Here is an 18758-nt window from a genome sequence, read left to right as displayed (position 1 = left end):
TAGATCTTCAACACCTTTGATGTCTTCTGGCTTTATTCCAGCTGCATCAAATGCTTCTTTGTAAAAAGGTACTCTGTTATACACTTTTTGTAACATGTTTTGAAGTCTTTCGTTTTGAAGAACGCGCAATTTTTCAATTGGCATTTGTTCTATCTCGGGATTAAATATCATAATTTTTGCAGATTTTGATTTTTGATAACAACAAATTTAATCAAAAAATTAACATAAACTAACGAACGTTAGTTTTTTTGGTGTAAAATTTACAATTATAATTAACTATCACACTAATTAATAATATAAAACATTATTAATCAACACCTTTAACTTTTCTGCATTTGGTAACATTTCTGTTTCTAAAGTCGAATTTAATGGAATTGCTGGCATATCTTGCGCTCCTAATACACGAATTGGTGCATCTAAATACTCAAAACACTCTTCATTAATTAAGCCTGAAATGCTCTGTGCAAAAGAGTTTTGCTTCACTTCTTCTGTCAAAACAATACAACGATTATGTTTTTTTACACTATTAAAGATAGTTTCTTCATCTAACGGAACTAATGTTCGTAAATCGATTATTTCGACTTGATTAGGAAAATCTTTCGCAGCTTGTTTTGCCCAATACACTCCCATTCCGTATGTAATAATCGAAACAGAATTATGATTTTGAGAAGATTCAGCCGTTAAAACTTCACGTGCTTTACCAAAAGGCAATACATAATCTTCGTCCGGCTCAACTGTCGCAGCATCTTCTGTTCCTTTTATTTTACTCCAATACAACCCTTTGTGCTCTAGCATTACCACAGGATTTGGATCGTAATAAGCTGCTTTCATCAAACCTTTCAAATCCGCTCCAGTAGATGGATACGCAATTTTAATTCCTTTAATATTCGTCAAAACACTTTCTACAGAACTTGAATGATAAGGGCCTCCACTTCCGTACGCACCAATTGGCACACGTAAAATCATCGAAACAGGCCATTTACCATTCGATAAGTAATTAGAACGCGCTACTTCTGTAAACAATTGATTAAGACCTGGCCAAATATAATCTGCAAATTGCACCTCAACAATTGGTTTTAAGCCAACTGCAGACATTCCAACTGTAGATCCGATTATAAACGCTTCTTGAATTGGTGTATTAAATACACGATTTTTACCATATTGTTTTGCTAAAGTTGCTGCTTCACGAAAAACTCCGCCCAAACGCAATCCTACATCTTGTCCATATAATAAAGCTTCTGGATGTTCTGCCATCAATTCGCGAATCGCAAATAATGCAGAATCTACCATTACTGTTTTTTCTTTTCCTTCTGGTGAACGATTTCCTTTTTCTTCGTTAATCGGTGTTGGCGCAAAAACATGCGTATATAAATCTTCGGGATGAGGATCTTCTGCTTTTAACGCTTCTTGATATTCAGCCTGAACTTGTTCTTTTATCTTATTTTCAATTTCGATTAAATCAATTTCATCGAAACCTTCATTTAATAATGTATCCTTTAATTTTTCGTAAGGATCACGAGATTGTGCTTCCTCTAAATCATCTCTGTACCATTCTTTGCGAACGCCAGATGTATGATGATTCAATAAAGGAACTTTTGCATGAACCAAAATCGGACGACGTTCTGTACGAATAATTTCAATTGCACGTTGAATCGTTTCAAAAGAAGCCAAGAAATCCGTTCCATCAACCACAAAAACCTCTAAACCTTTGAAACCTTTCGCATAATGGGCGATATCCTGCGCACGAATTTCATCTGCCGATGCAGAAATATCCCATTCGTTATCTTGAACCAAATATAAAATTGGCAATTGTTTCAGTGCTGCCATTTGGAAAGCTTCTGCCACTTCGCCTTCTGTACAAGACGCATCTCCTAATGAACAAACCGCAATTGGTTTTACATCTTCGTCACAAAGACCTTCTAATTCTTTGTACTGCATTCCCATCGCAATTCCCGTTGTTGGAATCGCTTGCATTCCCGTTGCACTACTCTGATGTGGAATTTTCGGCATATTATCACGACGCAAACTTGGATGAGAATAATAGGTTCTTCCTCCAGAAAAAATATCGTCGCGTTTTGCTAATAATTGCAGCATCAATTCATAAGGCGTAATTCCGATTGATAGTAACATTGCATCGTCACGGTAATAAGCGCTTAAATAATCTTGTGGTAATAATTGTAATCCTGTTGCAATTTGAATTGCTTCGTGTCCACGCGCTGTTGCGTGTACATATTTGCTTGTTACAGCTTTATTTTCTTCGTATAATTCGGTTAAAGATTTTGCAGTAACCAATAATTCGTATGCTTGTTTAAGTAATGTTCTTGTTGATAATGTGGTTTCCATTCTGATTAAATTTGCGTGTTAACATCCCAATTCTCCATGTAATCTGAAATTCGTTTCAAGAAAACACCTCCCAAAGATCCGTCTATCACACGATGATCAAACGAAAGTGACAAATACATAAATTGTCTTGCTACGATAATATCTCCAAATTCAGTTTCTAAAACCGCAGGTTTTTTCTTGATCACACCAGTCGCTAAAATTGCCACTTCAGGTTGATTGATAATTGGCGTTCCCATCAAATTACCAAAAGTCCCCACATTACTTATTGTGAACGTTCCTCCACGAACATCATCTGGCGAAAGTTTATTATTTCTTGCTTTATCTACAATTGAATTTACACCTTTTGCTAAACCTTCTAAATTTAATTCATTGGCTTGATGAATAACAGGAACAATCAAATTATTGTTTGGTAAAGCCGTTGCAATTCCAATATTTATCTCATTGTGTTTGATTATTTTAGTCTCAGTCTCATCAACTGATACATTAATCATAGGAAAGTCTTTAATTGCTCGTACAACACAATCTACAATTAACGGCGTAAACGTTAATTTCTGTTTGTATTTTGCTTCAAAAGGAGCTTTATTTTCTTCGCGCCATTTCACAAAATTCGTTACATCAGGTTCAACATAAGCCGTCACATGAGGCGAAGTTTGTTTACTCTTTTTCATGTGTTTCGAAATCACTTGACGCATTTTATCCATCTCAATGATTTCATCTTTCGCTCCAAAAGAAGAACTTGAAACTATATTATTTTGACTTAAAGTATTACTTGAATTATTAGTTGTAAATGATTTATTTTGAATATAATTCATTACATCATTTTTCGAAATTCTTCCATCACGTCCAGAACCTTTTATTTGTGAAATATCAGTTGATTGAAGATTTTCTTTTTGAATAATACTTTTTACCAAAGGTGATAAAAATTGATTTGTATCGATTGAATTTATAGTTTGTGAAATTGTAACAGTTTCAATCTTTTTTTCTTCAACATTTTCAGTTTTTTGAGCTGATTGTTGTTGATTTTCTGAAAGCTCAATTAAAGCGAAAACTTCTCCAATTTTTATTTCATCTCCTTCATTAAATCTAAACTCAATAATCTTTCCAGCAGTTGTAGAAGGCACATCAGAATCTACTTTATCCGTCGAAACTTCGGCAATTACCTCATCCTCTTGAATGAAATCGCCAACGTTTTTTGTAAAACGAACTAATTGTACAGACTCAACACTTTCTCCCAATTTTGGAATCGTTAGTTCTATATTCTTCATTTTATTTATTTGCAGTTTTGAGCGTTGAAGATAATGATTTTTTATAAAACTAATGAATGTTAGTTGAAATATTCATTGAAATTTTGCTTTTTTAGTGTAGCTATTACATTATCCAAAACTCAATTCTATTAAAACCTCATCACCAAACCAACTCCTGCTTGATTATTTTGATACACAGGAAAAACCATTGTTGCTATTTTTGACTCTTTATTCTTTGCAGAAAACCAATTGTTAATCGTAGGAAATAACCAATACGCCAATTCCGTCGATAAAATTCCTATTCCCGCTCCAGCAACAACATCTCCAACCCAATGGCGATTGTTGATAACACGATAAACACCTGTAAAAGCTGCCAAAGGATATCCAGCCAAACTCAACCAAAAATTAGAATCTTGATATTCTCGAAACATAAATTGAGCCGTAGAAAACGCATTCGCCGTATGTCCAGAAGGAAAAGAAAGATTGTTTGTACCATCGGGTCTTTCTTCTTGCACAGCGTGCTTTAACCCCATTACCAAACCTGTATTGATGATTTGAGAAGTTGCAAAAATTATTGTACGATCTCGTAAATTATGTTTCCCTTGAACGCCAGCCAAATTCAATCCAAAAACCGCTACTGCAGGTAAATATTGTGTATAATTATCAAATTTATTTCCTTTTGTTTTATCTTCTAAAATTTCGTTTTGAGTAGATTTATTTAAATTATCCAATGCTGGAATTGCCAAACTCAAACTTCCGTATGTAATTAAAGTCGCAGGAATAATCAACTTTTTGTCGTTGAAATGATAAACTTTATCTTCTGGATTAAATGTTTGCTTTGGAATAGAATCAAGTTGAATAGAATCGGTTTTAGTTTGCTGAATTGTATCTTGTGCATTTCCTTTTATCGAAAATATTGAAAGTAATACACAATTCATAACTATCGTTTTTGTTTTAATTTGGTTCATTTTCACATTCATTTTATTGAACAAATGTATTTGAAACCTCCTTACACAAAACTTAATATTTGATTAAGAAAAAAGCCATTAGAAATAATCCAATGGCTTTTAAAAATATCTATTTATAAATTTCCTCGACGTTCTTGTTCTCTTTCTAATGCTTCGAACAATGCTTTGAAATTACCTGCTCCAAACGATTGCGCTCCATGACGCTCGATAATTTCGTAGAATAATGTTGGACGATCTTCGACTGGTTTCGTAAAAATTTGTAACAAATAACCTTCTTCATCACAATCAACCAAAATTCCTAAATCTTGTAACTTCTTAATATCCTCATCAATTTCACCAACGCGCTCTGGAATCATATCGTAATAAGCCTCTGGTGGCGCTGATAAAAACTCAACTCCACGAGATTTAAGTTCTGTCACAGTTTTTACAATATCCTTAGTTGCAACTGCAATATGTTGTACACCTTCTCCTTCGTAAAAATCTAAATATTCTTCTACTTGAGATTTCTTTTGACCTTCTGCAGGCTCATTAATAGGGAATTTTGAATAACCATTTCCGTTACTCATCACTTTCGACATTAATGCTGAATATTCTGTATTGATTTGTTTATCATCAAACGATAAAATATTTACAAATCCCATGACATCTTGGTACCAAGCAACCGCTTCGTTCATACGATTCCAACCCACATTACCAACGCAATGATCCACATACAATAAACCACAATCTGTTGGTTGATATGTTGATTCAGACTTCACATAGCCTGGCATAAAAGGACCTTCATAATTTTTACGCTCAATAAACATATGAATCGTTTCACCATATGTATAAATTCCAGACATTTTTACTTCACCAAACTCATCTGTAATCGTAGTTGGCTCCATATAAGGCTTTCCTCCACGTTTCGTTGTTTGCTCAAAAGCATCATACGCATCATCCACCCAAAGTGCTAAAATTTTAACTCCATCACCATGTTTCATTGCATGTTGACAAATTGGAGAATCAGATTTTAAGCCAGATGTTAAAACTAAACGAATTTTCCCTTGTTGTAAAACATAAGAAGCTCTATCTCTCACTCCAGTTTCTGGGCCAGCATATGCAACTTCTTGAAATCCGAAAGCTGTTTTGTAATAATGTGCAGATTGTTTTGCATTACCAACATAAAATTCGATATAATCTGTTCCATTGATTGGAAGAAAATCTTGTGCTAATGCTATTTTTTCTGCAAATGTTTGTGTACTCATTTTATTGTGTTTTTTATTTTATTGTATTATGTAAAATGTATTGAGTTTTACTGTATATGATTTATTCAGTTTCTCTTGACTTAAAATATTTGATTTTCAATCAAGTTCATAATGACTTTTATAAAACCCTTTCTTAGATTATTCGACAAGCTCAGAATGACAATAAACTTAGAACTTAGAACTTAGAACAAAATTAAAATCTCTTAATAAAGCCAAGATTTATAATAATCTGGATCTTCAATTTCTAACGCTTGTTCAGTTAACATCAATGGTCTGAAAGGATCAATCATTACGGCTAATTCATGTGTTTCTTTCGCTCCAATCGATTTTTCAACTGTACCAGGATGTGGACCATGCGGAATTCCTGCTGGATGTAATGTAATTTGTCCTTTCTCAACCGATTTTCTCGACATAAAATCTCCATCCACATAATATAAAATCTCATCAGAATCTACATTACTATGGTTATAAGGAGCTGGAATCGCATTTGGATGATAATCGAAAAGACGTGGAACAAAACTACAAATCACAAAACCTGCTCCTTCGAAAGTCTGATGAACAGGTGGTGGCTGATGGATACGCCCTGTAATTGGCTCGAAATTATGAATAGAAAAAGCCCATGGATAATGATAACCATCCCAACCTACAAAATCGAAAGGATGAGTTCCATAAACGTAAGGATAAATTAATCCTTCTTTTTTGATCATAATCTTGAAATCTCCGTGTTCATCATTTGTTTCAAGATTTTGAGGACGTTTAATATCACGCTCGCAAAAAGGAGAATGTTCCATTAATTGTCCAAAATGATTGCGATAACGACGAGGTGTTTCAACTGGGCTAAATGATTCTGTAATAAACAATCGGTTATTAGAATCATTAAAATGAAGTTGATAAATAATTCCACGTGGAATCACTAAATAATCTCCATATTCAAATTCAATTTGTCCATAACCAGTTTTTAAAACTCCAGAACCTTCGTGTATAAAAATTACTTCATCCGCCATCGAATTTTTGAAGAAATAATCAGTCATCGATTCTTGTGGCGCAGCCAATGAAATATGCAAATCATTGTTAACCAAAACTGGTACACGAGATTCTAAATAATCTTTGGTAGGTTTTACTTTAAAACCTTTTAAAGAGGTATGTTTTAAATGTTTTGCGCGAGCAATCTTAGGTTCTACCGAATAAGGTTCGCTAATCGCTTTTACCAAAGTTGGCGGATAACAGTGGTAAACATTGGAATACGTACTCGAAAATCCATGCGTAGAAACTAATTCTTCTGCATATAATTCTCCATTTGGTTTTCGGAATACCGTATGTCGCTTTTGTGGGAATTCTCCCAAATGATGATAAAGTGGCATATCGTATTTTGTTTGTTATTTTGATGAAAAGGTAGATAGATGACGAGATTCGTCAACAAATAATCTGCAATATTCTAGTGTGAATATTGAGCAAATACAATTTTGGAAAGTAAAGCAGAAGTTTGCTTATTCATTCCAACAAATAAAGGTTTAATATTTTCCTTAATTTTTTGCATTTCTTTTCTGTGGTTATCTCAAAGATAGAAACATTTTTTGATTGTACAAAATACACTTTAAATATATTATCAACTTTAAGGCACAATACAAATTAAACAAACTCCCTATTTTCAGTGATTGTATAACGTTATTTAGCAAATTAGATTTGTAAGTATAAAAACACAAACATATGGTTCTTTAAAATCATTTGATCAAAATTAATACAAATTCATATTTACCAAAAAAACCTTGAATAATTCAAGGTTTTTTTTATGTTTATACAATTAGTAAAACTGTTTCTTTTAATTTTTCGGCTTGTTTTGAATAGATAAAAATCTCAAAATCAGTTTGTATTTTTTCTTCAAAACTTTGTTTCATTTGTAGATACGAAACTGCTTTTGGACTTTCTTTTAGATGTTCTACAAAATCAACCAACCATTCTCCAATCTCTTTGTCCACAACAATTTCAAGACAATCTTGTTTGGTATGAAATTGTAAAACAGTATTCTCAAAAGTCTTCCCTTTTTTGGTTTTCGTAACAAATTCTATTTGAGGCTTCCCTCCTAACCAAACTACTTTTTGCGTTGGTTTATGCGTTATGAAAGTTTCATTATTTAAAACTGTTTCAATATAATTTGGTTGAATTGACGTTCTCGGAACTTTAAAATCAAACCATTCATTCAGCGACAACTCAAAACCAACACCGTGCATATAGTTAAACAATGATTTCTTTAATCCATACGAAAATTGATCATGAATTAAGCCTGATTTTTCTTCGTGAATCATATCATTATTCGCAAAAGTTCCTAATTCAGTACTGTGATTAATCACTTGATATTTCTCTGGATTCAATCCAACTGGACTATGTGCTGTCATCGCAAATTGATGCCAAAATCCTGATTGAAGAATTCCCAATTCGAACATTTGACGAACCATTTCCAAACTATCAATAGTTTCTTGCTTCGTTTGCGTTGGAAAACCATACATCAAATACGCATGAACCATAATTCCAGCTTCTGTAAAATTGCGATTTACAATGGCAACTTGTTCCACCGTTACACCTTTATCAATCAGTTTTAACAATCGATCCGAAGCCACTTCCAAACCTCCAGAAACCGCAATACAGCCCGAAGCTTTTAGTAATCGACACAAATCGTATGTAAAACTTTTCTCGAATCTTATATTTGTCCACCACGTTACGGTCAATTTTCTTCGAAGAATTTCTAACGCAACTTCTCGCATTAATGCTGGTGGAGCAGCTTCATCCACAAAATGAAAACCTGTATTTTGAGTTCTTTCAATCAACTCTTCCATTCTGTCCACAATTTGTTTTGCTGCAATTGGTTCATAAATTTTGATATAATCTAACGAAATATCACAAAACGTACATTTTCCCCAATAACAACCATGCGCCATCGTCAGCTTATTCCAACGTCCATCACTCCACAAACGATGCATTGGATTAACCACTTCGATGACAGAAATATATTGATCTAATTTGATATCCGTATAATCTGGCGTTCCAACTTCGCTAAATTTATAATCGCGAACAGTTTGATTGTTGATATAAGAAACTTGTTGATTTTGAAGGGCAAAAGTTCTTTTCAAATCAGAAATTTCAACTTCTTGATTGATGTATTTTAACAATTGTTCAGTTGGTGCTTCACCATCATCTAATGTAATAAAATCGAAAAACTCAAATACTCGTAGATCGCTTAAAGAACGTAATTCCGTATTCGGAAAACCACCTCCCATATCCACCACAATTTCAGGATAATTTGCTTTAATATATTGTGCACAACGGAAAGCCGAATATAAATTTCCAGGAAAAGGAACCGAAAAACCAATCATTTTTGGATTCGTTTTCTGAATTAATTTCTCTAATTCCGAAAGTGTTATTTTATCAATATAAGTTGGATCTTTCGCTAATTCTTGATACAATTCATCAAAAGAATTTGCTGATCTTCCCAAACGTTCAGCATAACGAGAAAAACCAAAATTTTCGTCAACCGCTTCAATAATTAAATCGGATAAATCTTCTAAATATAAAGTTGCCAAATGCTTCGCTTTATCTTGAAAAGACATCGAACCAAAGGCCCATTCCAAATCTTCAACCTCAGCAAAACGAGAAGCTTCTGGTAAATATCCATCTTGAACAATAGAATCAGCTAAAGTCGAATTTTTACCTTGTAGAAATCGAATAACAGGATCAATAGTTGCGATATATTCATCGCTTAACATCACCATTCTTTTACTATTATCACCTAATTCAATTTCTTGATTTTGAATAAATTGAAATAAATCAATTAAACCTTTTCTTGAGAATAATTGTAAGATGACATCTAAACCTAAATCAGCTTGAAAAGTTGAATATGAAAGTGTGTTTAGAAATCCTTTTAAATAAACTGTTCCAGGATATGGTGTATTTAATTGCGTAAAAGGTGGTGTGATTAATAAAAGATCCGTTTTCAATCGTTGAAATTTGTTGCAAAAATACGGATTGAAAAAAAATAATTTTAGATTTTTATCAATTATTTTTCAGTTTTATCAGTGCTTCTAAATGGCATTGTTTCAATTTTGAAACTTCCTTCAATCACAGCTTTTTCGAGATTAAGAATTCCTTTCAACGATTCATAATCTACTTTATCTGCATCATCTGTTGGTTTGTGATAATCGTCGTGGCCGCCTGTATGAAAAAATAAAACTGGAATATCTTTCTCATAAAACGAAGTTTGATCCGAGCCGCCTCTACCTTCATAACCTGTATAAAATTTGACAAAATCAGTCGGATTAATTTCGTTAAAAATCGTTTCAAAAGCTGGAGAAGTTCCATAACCTATAATAGAAACACCAGATTCTTTGTTCAAACGACCAATCATATCCATGTTTAACATCCAATGTACTTTCGATAAATCATACGTTGGGTGTTTCACAAAATAACGTGAACCGACCAAACCTAATTCCTCAGCACCAAAAGCAATAAATAAAAAATTAACAGGTTCTGTCACTTTATTTTTACTGTAAAATCTTGCCAATTCTAACAAGCCTGCAACGCCAGAAGCGTTATCATCAGCACCATTGTGAATCATTCCATAGCTATCTTTCGCCAAAGAACTTCCTTGCTTTCCTTCTCCCAAATGATCGTAATGTGCACCAATCACAATCGTTTTATCCGCTTTATTATCTAAAAAAGCAATCACATTTTTTGCAGAACGAATACTGTCAACAACTTTCACTTTTTTCACTTTCGCCTCAAATCCCTGAAAATAACCATCTTCTCCTAAAGGTTGAAGTTTATATTTTTTAAATTCTTTCGCAATATATTTTGCAGCTTTCAAATTTTCTTCACTTCCGGTTCCTCTCCCTTTCATTTTGTCATCTGCCAAAAAATAAACGTGTTTTTTAAGGTTTTTGACTTCAATTTCTTGCGCAAAAGACTTGGTTCCTACAACCAAAGATAAGATGATAACTATTTTTTTCATATTCAATTTCGACTAAGTATACGTCTAACAAAAATAGAAAAATAATCAAGAATATAGTATTGTGCATTTTGAATTAAAATTCGTCAATTCGAGTGATTTTCAGGAATGAAATGAATAAAAATTGTATCGAGAATAGAATTTTATCAACTAAAACCTTTTTCTCGATACAAAATTCTAAACGAATTTCACTCGAAATGACGGTTTTATTATAAGCAAATTAAAAATATACAATAAAGACCATTTTAAAATTTATATTCAAAATTTCGTTTATTATCACTGAAAATCAGGGTGAATAATTCAATAATTGTTAAATTTCAAAAACTTTTTTAAAAATTGATGCAACATTCAAAAACTTACTGCGTCTATACAATAGAAACAACAATGAAACCTTGAAAATTTTGGAGAAAGAAAATTTTTCAATAAATGATAAACAACTATTAGATTGGTGCGAATCTGGTGTAGAGGCTGGTTATACTCAGCTCTATCATCGCTATTCGAAATCAGTTTACAATTCTGTTTATCGTTTGGTGACAGAAGTTTCTGATGCGGAAGATTTGACACAAGAAATTTTTATTTCACTTTTTTCTGATATTCAAAAGTTGAAAAACATCGAGAATTTAGGAGCTTGGTTCAGTAGAGTTGCGATTAATAAATCGATTTCACATTTACGAAAAAACAAAGTTTATTTTTCGGATGTTGAAGGAGCAAATATTATTGATGACAGTGAAGAAAGTTTGGAAGAAAAACAAATGTTGGATGGTAAAATTGAAGAATTGCAACAAACGATTGAAGAATTACCAACGGATACAAGAACAATTGTGAATCTATTTCTGTTCGAAGACATGCCGCAAGAAGACATTGCTCAACTTTTAGGATTGAGCCACAACACGGTGAGAAGTAAATATCATCGTGCAAAAAAGAAAATTTACGAAACCTTACAACAAACCGTTTGCAATGAATGATTCTTTAAAAAAACATATTGATAATAACAGAGAAGCCTTTGAAAACAAAGAACCTTCTGCAGAATTATGGAAAAGAATTCAGGCTGAGATTCCTAAACAGGAAGAAAAAACTTTGGTAATTGAACAACCTAAGAAATGGAGAATTCAGAATTGGAGTATTGCTGCTTCTGCGCTTGTTCTATTGAGTGTTGGTGGATATTTTTTCTTGAAAAATGATGAAGTAAATTCGCCTAAAACAATTGAAGTTGTTAAGGAAAAACAGGTTAAAAAAGTAGAAGAAATTCAGCCAGAAATTATTCATCCAACTGATATTAATACTGAACAAAATGAAAAAGAAATTCAGTTTGTAAGAGTTCAGAAAGAGAAAAATTTCGAAAAAATTGTTCAACCAAAAGAAGAACTAATTGGTATAGATGAAAACCTTAAAAATGAAATTTTAAGTTCATTAAACGATCAAGAATCAACAAGTAATCGTATTAATGCAATTGCAAAAATAGCTGATTTACCAAGTATTGATCACAATTTAAAAGAGAGTTTATACAATTTAGCTTTAAATGACAACAATACAATTGTGCGACTAAATGCACTCGAAGCGCTTGCTTCAAAATTACCTAAATCAGACGTTTCAAAAGAGTTAACAGACATTTTTATGAAGCAAGATGATCCGATGGTACAAATGGAATTAATAGGAATGATTGCGCATATCAATAACGATCAAATCGATTTGAAATTAACAAATAAATTACAAGAAATGGTTTTGGATCCTACAACAAAAACGTTTGTGAAAGACGAAGCGTACGCGGTTCTTTTTAGAAAATAATAATTAACAAAAAATCAAAAAATGATAAGAAAAATATTTTTGGTAGCTACATCTGTTATGATGATGTCTACGTACACTTTTGCACAAAATGAATCGAAAAGTGCGAATGAAGATAATTCGAAAACGTACAAATTAGCTGTAAATAAAGGAAAACTGAACCTTGATCTTGGACGTGTAACAGTCGAAGGTTACAACGGAAACGAAATTGTTTTTTCTACAAAAACAAGATCGCGAGATAATGACGAAAGAGCAAAAGGATTGCGATCAATCAACTCATTAGGGCTTGAGGATAACACAGATTTAGGAATAAATGTTGTAGAAAAAAATGGTGTAATTGAGGTAAAACAACTTCAACAAATGACACCTCCAAATGTCAAAATATTAGTTCCAAAAGGTGTGAAAATTTCATTTAACCATCAATCTCAATTTGGAAGTACCATTACATTCAAAAATATCGAAAACGAACTTGAAGCAACTGCAAGTTACAACAATGTAGTGTTAGAAAATGTAACGGGACCTGCAACAATCAACACGATTTATGGTTCTATCGATGCGAAATTTAGTCAAAATGTAAAAGGTCCTTTGTCACTTGTGTCGATCTATGGTCACGTGGATGCTTCAATTCCGAAATCATCTAAGGCAAATGTAAAATTAACGACTTCGTTTGGTGATATTTTGATTGCACCTGAATTATCATTGAAATTAGAAGCGAATAATAGTTCGTCTGATATGATAAAAATTAACAACCAAGCAACTGGTACGTTAAATGGCGGTGGAACAAGTTTCCTTTTCAGATCAGATTATAGTAAAATTTATTTGAGAGCGTTATGAGAACAGTAGTTTTATCCTTAGCAATGGGCTTATTGGCAAATTTATCAATCGCTCAAACAAAAATTCAGAAGAGTTTTTCAGTTGAGAAAGGTCAAGAATTAACATTAAAATTTGATTATCCGCAAATCGTTAAAATCACCACTTGGAAACAAAACGAAGTGAGTATTTCTGGAAATGTAAATATCAATAATGGTAAAAATGACTCGAATTTCAGCTTAACTGAAAGCAAAAACGGTCAAGGAAAAACGATCGAAGGCAAAGTTGTTAACCTAAAAGATATTCCGCATCAAGTGACAGCGACTTTTGGAAGTGAAAAAAAACAATTTCAAACCAAAGAGGATTATCAGAAATATGTTGATGCAAATGACATCAAATCTTCTTCGGTTTCTACAGGAGTACAAATGGATATTGTATTGGAAATTAAAGTTCCTGAACATATGAAAACAACTATCGAATCAACGTATGGAACAATTGAAGTTATTAATTTTGAAGCACCAATTATCGCACAATCAACATATGGAAGTGTGGATGCAACAATGAATGCAAAACAAATTGGAGAAATAAAAGTGGAAACTTTTTTTGGGAAGATGTACACGAATTTAGATTTTGCAATCAAAACTATAAAATCAGATAATTTTCATTCAGTAATTGCGGCAAACGTAGGTAAACAGCCATTGCAAGAATTTTCTTCTAAATATGGAAATATCTATTTGAGAAAATAAATAGTAGATAAATTATAACATTTTTTGAAAGCACAATTGAGGATTCTCAGTTGTGTTTTTCTTTTAGAAAAGATTATTTTTGATAAAAATTAAGCCTTGAATCATTTATTTAAAGTTGCGCTAAATTGGATAAAGAAAGAATCGAAAATGGATTCTTCAACCAGAATTTATACAAAAAGTCATCACATTTCGATTGAAAGAAAACCTGATTTAGAGGTTTCTGCTGCGAAAGCTTTCAAAGGTGATCCAAATTTATACAATCCAGAAGATTTACTTTTGAGTAGTTTGACTTCTTGTCACATGATGTCGTATTTATATTGTTGTATACAACATAAAATTGATGTAATTTCTTACGAAGATCATTCAGAAGCTACACTGCAAGTGAATCCTGATGGAAGCGGAAAGATTATAAAAGTAGATTTATTTCCTAAAATTGTAATTGCAGATTCATCACAAATTGAGTTGGCACTTTCGCTACACAAAAAGGCAAACGAATTGTGCTTTATTGCGAATTCGTGCAATTTTCTTGTATATCATCACGCAAAATGTAGCGCAAAATAAAACGAGCTAAACTCGGTTTTAATAATTTATTATATTTCTAAAAATATCTGAAAAATTATTAATAAAATAATTTTCCTCATAAGACGTAATAAATTCTGGAGATTTAGTTAATGTTGTATTATTTAACTCAAAATTTCTTTGCTGAGAAAATAATAACTCTCTATTTTTTAAATTAAGAACCTGTAAAGCAATGTTATATCTACTTTTACCTTCTTCAGGTAATTTCGCTTTATTAAGACTTAGATAATGAGCTACTTGAATATACGGTTCTACTTTTAACTCTACAATAAATGCATAATCATAGTAAGTATCATGATTTATAAAATTCATAAATTCATCCGACTTATAGTATTTATCGTAAAACTCTAATGAATTAACAATCGTATTTTCATCATTGAATAATCCTTTTACAGATTGGTCAATTTTTTCATGAAGTTTATCTGACCCCTCAGGAAAATCATTTTTTATAATGACATAATTTTTTCGTTCCTCTAAATTAAGCTGAACAGTATTATTTTCATTTAAAGAAACATTTTTTTCGAGACGATTTACATTATACGAATTACACGAAGTAAAAATAATTATTAAAAGTAAAAAGCTATATTTCATAAACATAAATATAGCTTTTTTTATTATTATTTCAATTTCTCTTTCAAGAATTGAGCAGTATACGATTCTTTTACTTTGATAATCTCTTCTGGCGTACCTTCGGCAACCAAATAACCGCCTTTCTTCCCTCCTTCTGGACCAAGATCTATCACCCAATCTGCTACTTTGATAATATCCATATTATGTTCGATCACAAAAACCGAATGTCCCAAATCAATCAAAGCACGTAATGCTTTAATCAATTTCTGAATATCGTGGAAATGCAGACCAGTAGAAGGCTCATCGAAAATAAACAAGGTTTTGTTAGTCGTTTCTCCTTTCGTCAAAAAGAAAGCTAACTTCACACGCTGCGCCTCTCCACCAGAAAGTGTATTCGACGATTGCCCAAGTTTTACATAACCCAAACCAACATCTTGCAATGGTTTTAGTTTTTCGACAATTTTATTTTGTTGATGAGTTGTAAAAAAGTCAATTGCTTCATCAATTGTTAGATTTAAAATATCTGAAATAGATTTTCCTTCGAACTTAACTTCTAAGATTTCTTTCTTGAAACGTTCTCCATGACAATCTTCACAAACCAGCTCAACATCAGCCATAAACTGCATTTCGATGGTAATCGTTCCTTCTCCTTTACATGTATCACAACGTCCTCCATCTACGTTAAACGAAAAATGTTTTGGTTGAAATCCCATCACTTTACTCGCTTTTTGATTAGCAAATAAATTTCGTATATCATCGTAGGCTTTTACGTAAGTCACAGGATTAGAACGCGAAGATTTTCCAATTGGATTTTGATCGATTAACTCAACACCTTCTAATTGTTTCAAATCACCAACTAACTCATCAAAATCACCGATTTTATTTCCAAAAATCTCGAAATGACGCTGAACGGCTGGTGCTAAAATATCTTTCATCAACGTCGATTTTCCTGAACCCGAAACTCCTGTAATCACAGTTAATTCGTTCAAAGGAAATTTAACATCAATATTTTTTAGATTATTTTCTCTTGCTCCAATAATTTTCAAATAATTAGGAGATTTTAGACGTTTTTTAGGAACTTCAATTTCTAATTTTCCGTTCAAATATTTAGATGTTAATGTATCACCTTTTAATAATTCATCATAGGTTCCTTCAAAAACTACTTCACCTCCATTTGTTCCTGCTTCTGGACCAATATCGATGATATAATCAGCAGCTTTCATGATATCTTCATCATGCTCTACCACAATCACTGTATTGCCTAAATTACGTAAACGATGTAAAATCGTAATAAATTTAGCTGTATCACGCGAATGTAAACCAATCGAAGGCTCGTCTAACACATACATCGAACCAACCAAACTACTTCCCAAAGAAGTTGCTAAATTGATACGTTGCGATTCTCCTCCAGACAACGTATTCGAAGCACGATTTAGCGTTAAATATTCTAAACCAACATCTAACAAAAACGTTAAACGCGACTTAATTTCGTATATAATTCGACCCGCAATTTGCTGATCATATTCGTTAAATGTAATACTTGTAAAGAAATCATTCAACTCATTCAAAGGTAAATCAACCAAATCATTAATCGATTTATCCGAAATTTTCACGTAATTCGTTTCCTTACGCAAACGCTTTCCTTTACAAGTTGGACAAGTTGTTTTACCACGATAACGAGACAACATTACACGATATTGAATTTTGTATGTATTCTCCTCAACCATTTTGAAAAAACCGTCTAATCCTTCCCAGTCGTTATCTCCGTGCCACAAATAGTCTTTTTGCTCTTCGGATAACTCAAAATATGGTTTATGAATTGGAAAATCTACTTTTTGAGAAAGTTTGATAAAATGATTTTTCCACTCGCCCATTTTCTCACCTTTCCAAGCTACAACTGCATCTTCGTAGATTGACAACGATTTATTTGGAACGACAAGATTCTCCTCAACTCCGATTACTTTCCCATAACCTTCGCAAGTTGGACAAGCCCCATAAGGATTATTGAAACTAAAGAAATGAATCGTTGGTTCATTGAAAATCAGACCATCTGATTCGAATTTATTAGAAAAATATTTTACCGAATTATCTTCTGCATTTACAATCGCTATTTCTCCTTTTCCTTCGAAAAAAGCTGTCTCGATAGAATCTGCCAAACGATGATAAAAAGATTCTTCATCTTCTGTTGGCAAAGCGATACGATCAATGACAAGATGAACATCATTTTCGGGTTGAGGTTCGAAATTAAATGAAATTAAATCTTCAATTTTCACTTGATTTCCATCGACACTCAAACGTGTAAACCCCTGTTGTTGAAGAATATTCAAATGCTCTGCAAACGAACGTTCCTCTGGCACAACCAATTTTATTTGAAGAATAAATTTAGTTTCAGCCCCAAAAGTTTGTAAATAATCAATCGCATCCGTTACCGAATCTTTTTGAACTAATTCTCCTGTAATCGGCGAATATGTTTTTCCAATTCGTGCGTACAACAACTTTAGATAATCATAAACTTCTGTTGTTGTCCCAACTGTAGAACGTGGATTTGTTGAATTTACTTTTTGCTGAATCGCTATTGCTGGTGCTATTCCTTTGATATAATCAACTTGCGGTTTATCTAATTTTCCTAAAAACTGACGTGCATAAGACGACAAACTTTCGACATAACGACGCTGACCTTCCGCATACAGCGTATCAAAAGCCAAAGTAGATTTGCCAGAACCAGACATCCCAGTAATCACGACCAATTTATTTTTTGGAATCGCTAAATCAATGTTTTTTAAGTTGTGCAATTTTGCACCTTTAATCAGAATAAATTCTTTCGGATCAAGTTGATTGATATCTTTTTTCATCGTGGCGCAAAGTTAAGTTATTTTAGAAAGTTAAACTTAATTACCACAGAAATTAGTCATATAAAATATAACGAATAAAAAAGAATAGATTTAGTTAAAATATAAAAGCGCATCAACATGTTGACGCGCTTTTTTCAATAAAAAAATAAAAATTTATTCCTGAAATAACAAATAATTTTCTTCGTTTAACTCTTGGTATCCAACATCGTACACATAAAAAATCGTGCCGTTTTTTGATTCATCTACATTTGTAATGTACTTAAAATCAAAGTTTCTCAAACTCAATTCGGTTTTATTTACCGAACGAATTCCTTCATCTAATAAAGTTTTCAATATACGATTATTCTTTCTTAATCTGTTATTAATATTACGAACAATTTCAACTTTATCTCGATTAAGATTATTATTATAAGAATTACGACAAAAATCATTGCAGAACTTTTTGTCTTTTCGACCAAATAGTGTTTGGTTGCACTGTAGGCATGTATTCATAAGTTAGTTTTAAGGTATGTAAGTACAAATATAAAAAAAAGTTATTGAATTTACAAATAGTTAACGTTATACAGTTACTGTGTTTAAGTAAAGTCATAAATATTTAATAAATGTTTATAATCTTATTTATTA

15 protein-coding genes are annotated in these 18758 nt (G+C 32.4%); 5 read left to right on the top strand and 10 right to left on the bottom strand.

What is annotated here, in order from left to right:
- Positions 1 to 288 precede the first annotated feature (288 nt).
- The 7 genes from B4H69_RS12705 to B4H69_RS12675 form a co-directional block, all read right to left on the bottom strand.
- Entirely contained in the window at positions 289 to 2343 is a 2055-nt protein-coding gene (locus B4H69_RS12705) for an alpha-ketoacid dehydrogenase subunit alpha/beta (RefSeq protein ID WP_291094244.1), read from the bottom strand.
- A gap of 5 nt (positions 2344 to 2348) precedes the next feature.
- A complete protein-coding gene (locus B4H69_RS12700) occupies positions 2349 to 3608 on the bottom strand; it encodes a dihydrolipoamide acetyltransferase family protein (RefSeq protein ID WP_291094243.1) in 1260 nt (419 codons plus the stop codon).
- Positions 3609 to 3736: 128 nt separating this feature from the next.
- A complete protein-coding gene (locus B4H69_RS12695) occupies positions 3737 to 4525 on the bottom strand; it encodes a phosphatase PAP2 family protein (RefSeq protein ID WP_038335811.1) in 789 nt (262 codons plus the stop codon).
- A 143-nt stretch (positions 4526 to 4668) separates the two neighbouring features.
- Positions 4669 to 5799 carry a 4-hydroxyphenylpyruvate dioxygenase gene (gene hppD / locus B4H69_RS12690; RefSeq protein WP_125350265.1) on the bottom strand — a complete coding sequence of 377 codons (1131 nt, stop codon included), beginning with the start codon at positions 5797 to 5799 and terminating at the stop codon, positions 4669 to 4671.
- 203 nt (positions 5800 to 6002) lie between these two features.
- Positions 6003 to 7160: a homogentisate 1,2-dioxygenase gene (locus tag B4H69_RS12685; protein ID WP_291094240.1), complete on the bottom strand. Its 1158-nt coding sequence runs from the start codon at positions 7158 to 7160 to the stop codon at positions 6003 to 6005.
- A gap of 432 nt (positions 7161 to 7592) precedes the next feature.
- The gene (locus B4H69_RS12680) at positions 7593 to 9788 is read right to left on the bottom strand and encodes a B12-binding domain-containing radical SAM protein (RefSeq protein ID WP_291094238.1); all 2196 of its coding nucleotides are present in this window, start codon (positions 9786 to 9788) and stop codon (positions 7593 to 7595) included.
- A gap of 59 nt (positions 9789 to 9847) precedes the next feature.
- Positions 9848 to 10798: a M20/M25/M40 family metallo-hydrolase gene (locus tag B4H69_RS12675; protein ID WP_180906681.1), complete on the bottom strand. Its 951-nt coding sequence runs from the start codon at positions 10796 to 10798 to the stop codon at positions 9848 to 9850.
- 398 nt (positions 10799 to 11196) lie between these two features.
- Between B4H69_RS12675 and B4H69_RS12670 the strand changes: the two genes are divergently transcribed.
- The 5 genes from B4H69_RS12670 to B4H69_RS12650 all read left to right on the top strand — a co-directional run bounded on the left by B4H69_RS12670 (position 11197) and on the right by B4H69_RS12650 (position 14694).
- On the top strand, positions 11197 to 11760 hold the full coding sequence (locus tag B4H69_RS12670; protein ID WP_180906680.1) for an RNA polymerase sigma factor: 564 nt from the start codon (positions 11197 to 11199) through the stop codon (positions 11758 to 11760).
- Entirely contained in the window at positions 11753 to 12580 is an 828-nt protein-coding gene (locus B4H69_RS12665) for a hypothetical protein (protein WP_180906679.1), read from the top strand. The genes B4H69_RS12670 and B4H69_RS12665 overlap by 8 nt, the downstream gene beginning before the upstream one ends.
- 21 nt (positions 12581 to 12601) lie before the next feature.
- The gene (locus B4H69_RS12660; RefSeq protein ID WP_180906678.1) at positions 12602 to 13411 is read left to right on the top strand and encodes a DUF4097 family beta strand repeat-containing protein; all 810 of its coding nucleotides are present in this window, start codon (positions 12602 to 12604) and stop codon (positions 13409 to 13411) included.
- Positions 13408 to 14133: a hypothetical protein gene (locus B4H69_RS12655; RefSeq protein WP_180906677.1), complete on the top strand. Its 726-nt coding sequence runs from the start codon at positions 13408 to 13410 to the stop codon at positions 14131 to 14133. Before B4H69_RS12660 ends, B4H69_RS12655 begins: the two co-directional genes overlap by 4 nt.
- Before the next feature lie 147 nt (positions 14134 to 14280).
- Positions 14281 to 14694 (top strand): OsmC family protein, encoded by a 414-nt coding sequence (locus tag B4H69_RS12650; RefSeq protein WP_180906820.1) that lies wholly within the window; start codon positions 14281 to 14283, stop codon positions 14692 to 14694.
- An 18-nt stretch (positions 14695 to 14712) separates the two neighbouring features.
- Here the strand turns inward: B4H69_RS12650 and B4H69_RS12645 are convergent, their stop codons facing one another.
- The 3 genes from B4H69_RS12645 to B4H69_RS12635 all read right to left on the bottom strand — a co-directional run bounded on the left by B4H69_RS12645 (position 14713) and on the right by B4H69_RS12635 (position 18626).
- The gene (locus B4H69_RS12645; protein ID WP_180906676.1) at positions 14713 to 15303 is read right to left on the bottom strand and encodes a hypothetical protein; all 591 of its coding nucleotides are present in this window, start codon (positions 15301 to 15303) and stop codon (positions 14713 to 14715) included.
- A gap of 26 nt (positions 15304 to 15329) precedes the next feature.
- A complete protein-coding gene (gene uvrA / locus B4H69_RS12640; protein ID WP_291094233.1) occupies positions 15330 to 18134 on the bottom strand; it encodes an excinuclease ABC subunit UvrA in 2805 nt (934 codons plus the stop codon).
- A gap of 153 nt (positions 18135 to 18287) precedes the next feature.
- Positions 18288 to 18626 (bottom strand): hypothetical protein, encoded by a 339-nt coding sequence (locus B4H69_RS12635; protein WP_180906674.1) that lies wholly within the window; start codon positions 18624 to 18626, stop codon positions 18288 to 18290.
- Positions 18627 to 18758 lie beyond the last annotated feature (132 nt).

This window comes from Empedobacter sp. UBA6745 (genome assembly GCF_002453775.1).
Classification (GTDB): Bacteria; Bacteroidota; Bacteroidia; order Flavobacteriales; family Weeksellaceae; genus Empedobacter; species Empedobacter falsenii_C.
This window is presented reverse-complemented; position numbering and strand designations above follow the sequence as displayed.

What these genes read in the sequence shown, in the direction of transcription:
- B4H69_RS12675 (WP_180906681.1), bottom strand. Translation starts at nt 10,798, where the DNA reads ATGAAAAAAATAGTTATCATCTTATCTTTGGTTGTAGGAACCAAGTCT.
- hppD (WP_125350265.1), bottom strand. Translation starts at nt 5,799, where the DNA reads ATGAGTACACAAACATTTGCAGAAAAAATAGCATTAGCACAAGATTTT.
- B4H69_RS12685 (WP_291094240.1), bottom strand. Translation starts at nt 7,160, where the DNA reads ATGCCACTTTATCATCATTTGGGAGAATTCCCACAAAAGCGACATACG.
- B4H69_RS12650 (WP_180906820.1), top strand. Translation starts at nt 14,281, where the DNA reads ATGGATTCTTCAACCAGAATTTATACAAAAAGTCATCACATTTCGATT.
- B4H69_RS12655 (WP_180906677.1), top strand. Translation starts at nt 13,408, where the DNA reads ATGAGAACAGTAGTTTTATCCTTAGCAATGGGCTTATTGGCAAATTTA.
- B4H69_RS12665 (WP_180906679.1), top strand. Translation starts at nt 11,753, where the DNA reads ATGAATGATTCTTTAAAAAAACATATTGATAATAACAGAGAAGCCTTT.
- B4H69_RS12705 (WP_291094244.1), bottom strand. Translation starts at nt 2,343, where the DNA reads ATGGAAACCACATTATCAACAAGAACATTACTTAAACAAGCATACGAA.
- uvrA (WP_291094233.1), bottom strand. Translation starts at nt 18,134, where the DNA reads ATGAAAAAAGATATCAATCAACTTGATCCGAAAGAATTTATTCTGATT.
- B4H69_RS12660 (WP_180906678.1), top strand. Translation starts at nt 12,602, where the DNA reads ATGATAAGAAAAATATTTTTGGTAGCTACATCTGTTATGATGATGTCT.
- B4H69_RS12695 (WP_038335811.1), bottom strand. Translation starts at nt 4,525, where the DNA reads ATGAATTGTGTATTACTTTCAATATTTTCGATAAAAGGAAATGCACAA.
- B4H69_RS12635 (WP_180906674.1), bottom strand. Translation starts at nt 18,626, where the DNA reads ATGAATACATGCCTACAGTGCAACCAAACACTATTTGGTCGAAAAGAC.
- B4H69_RS12645 (WP_180906676.1), bottom strand. Translation starts at nt 15,303, where the DNA reads ATGAAATATAGCTTTTTACTTTTAATAATTATTTTTACTTCGTGTAAT.
- B4H69_RS12700 (WP_291094243.1), bottom strand. Translation starts at nt 3,608, where the DNA reads ATGAAGAATATAGAACTAACGATTCCAAAATTGGGAGAAAGTGTTGAG.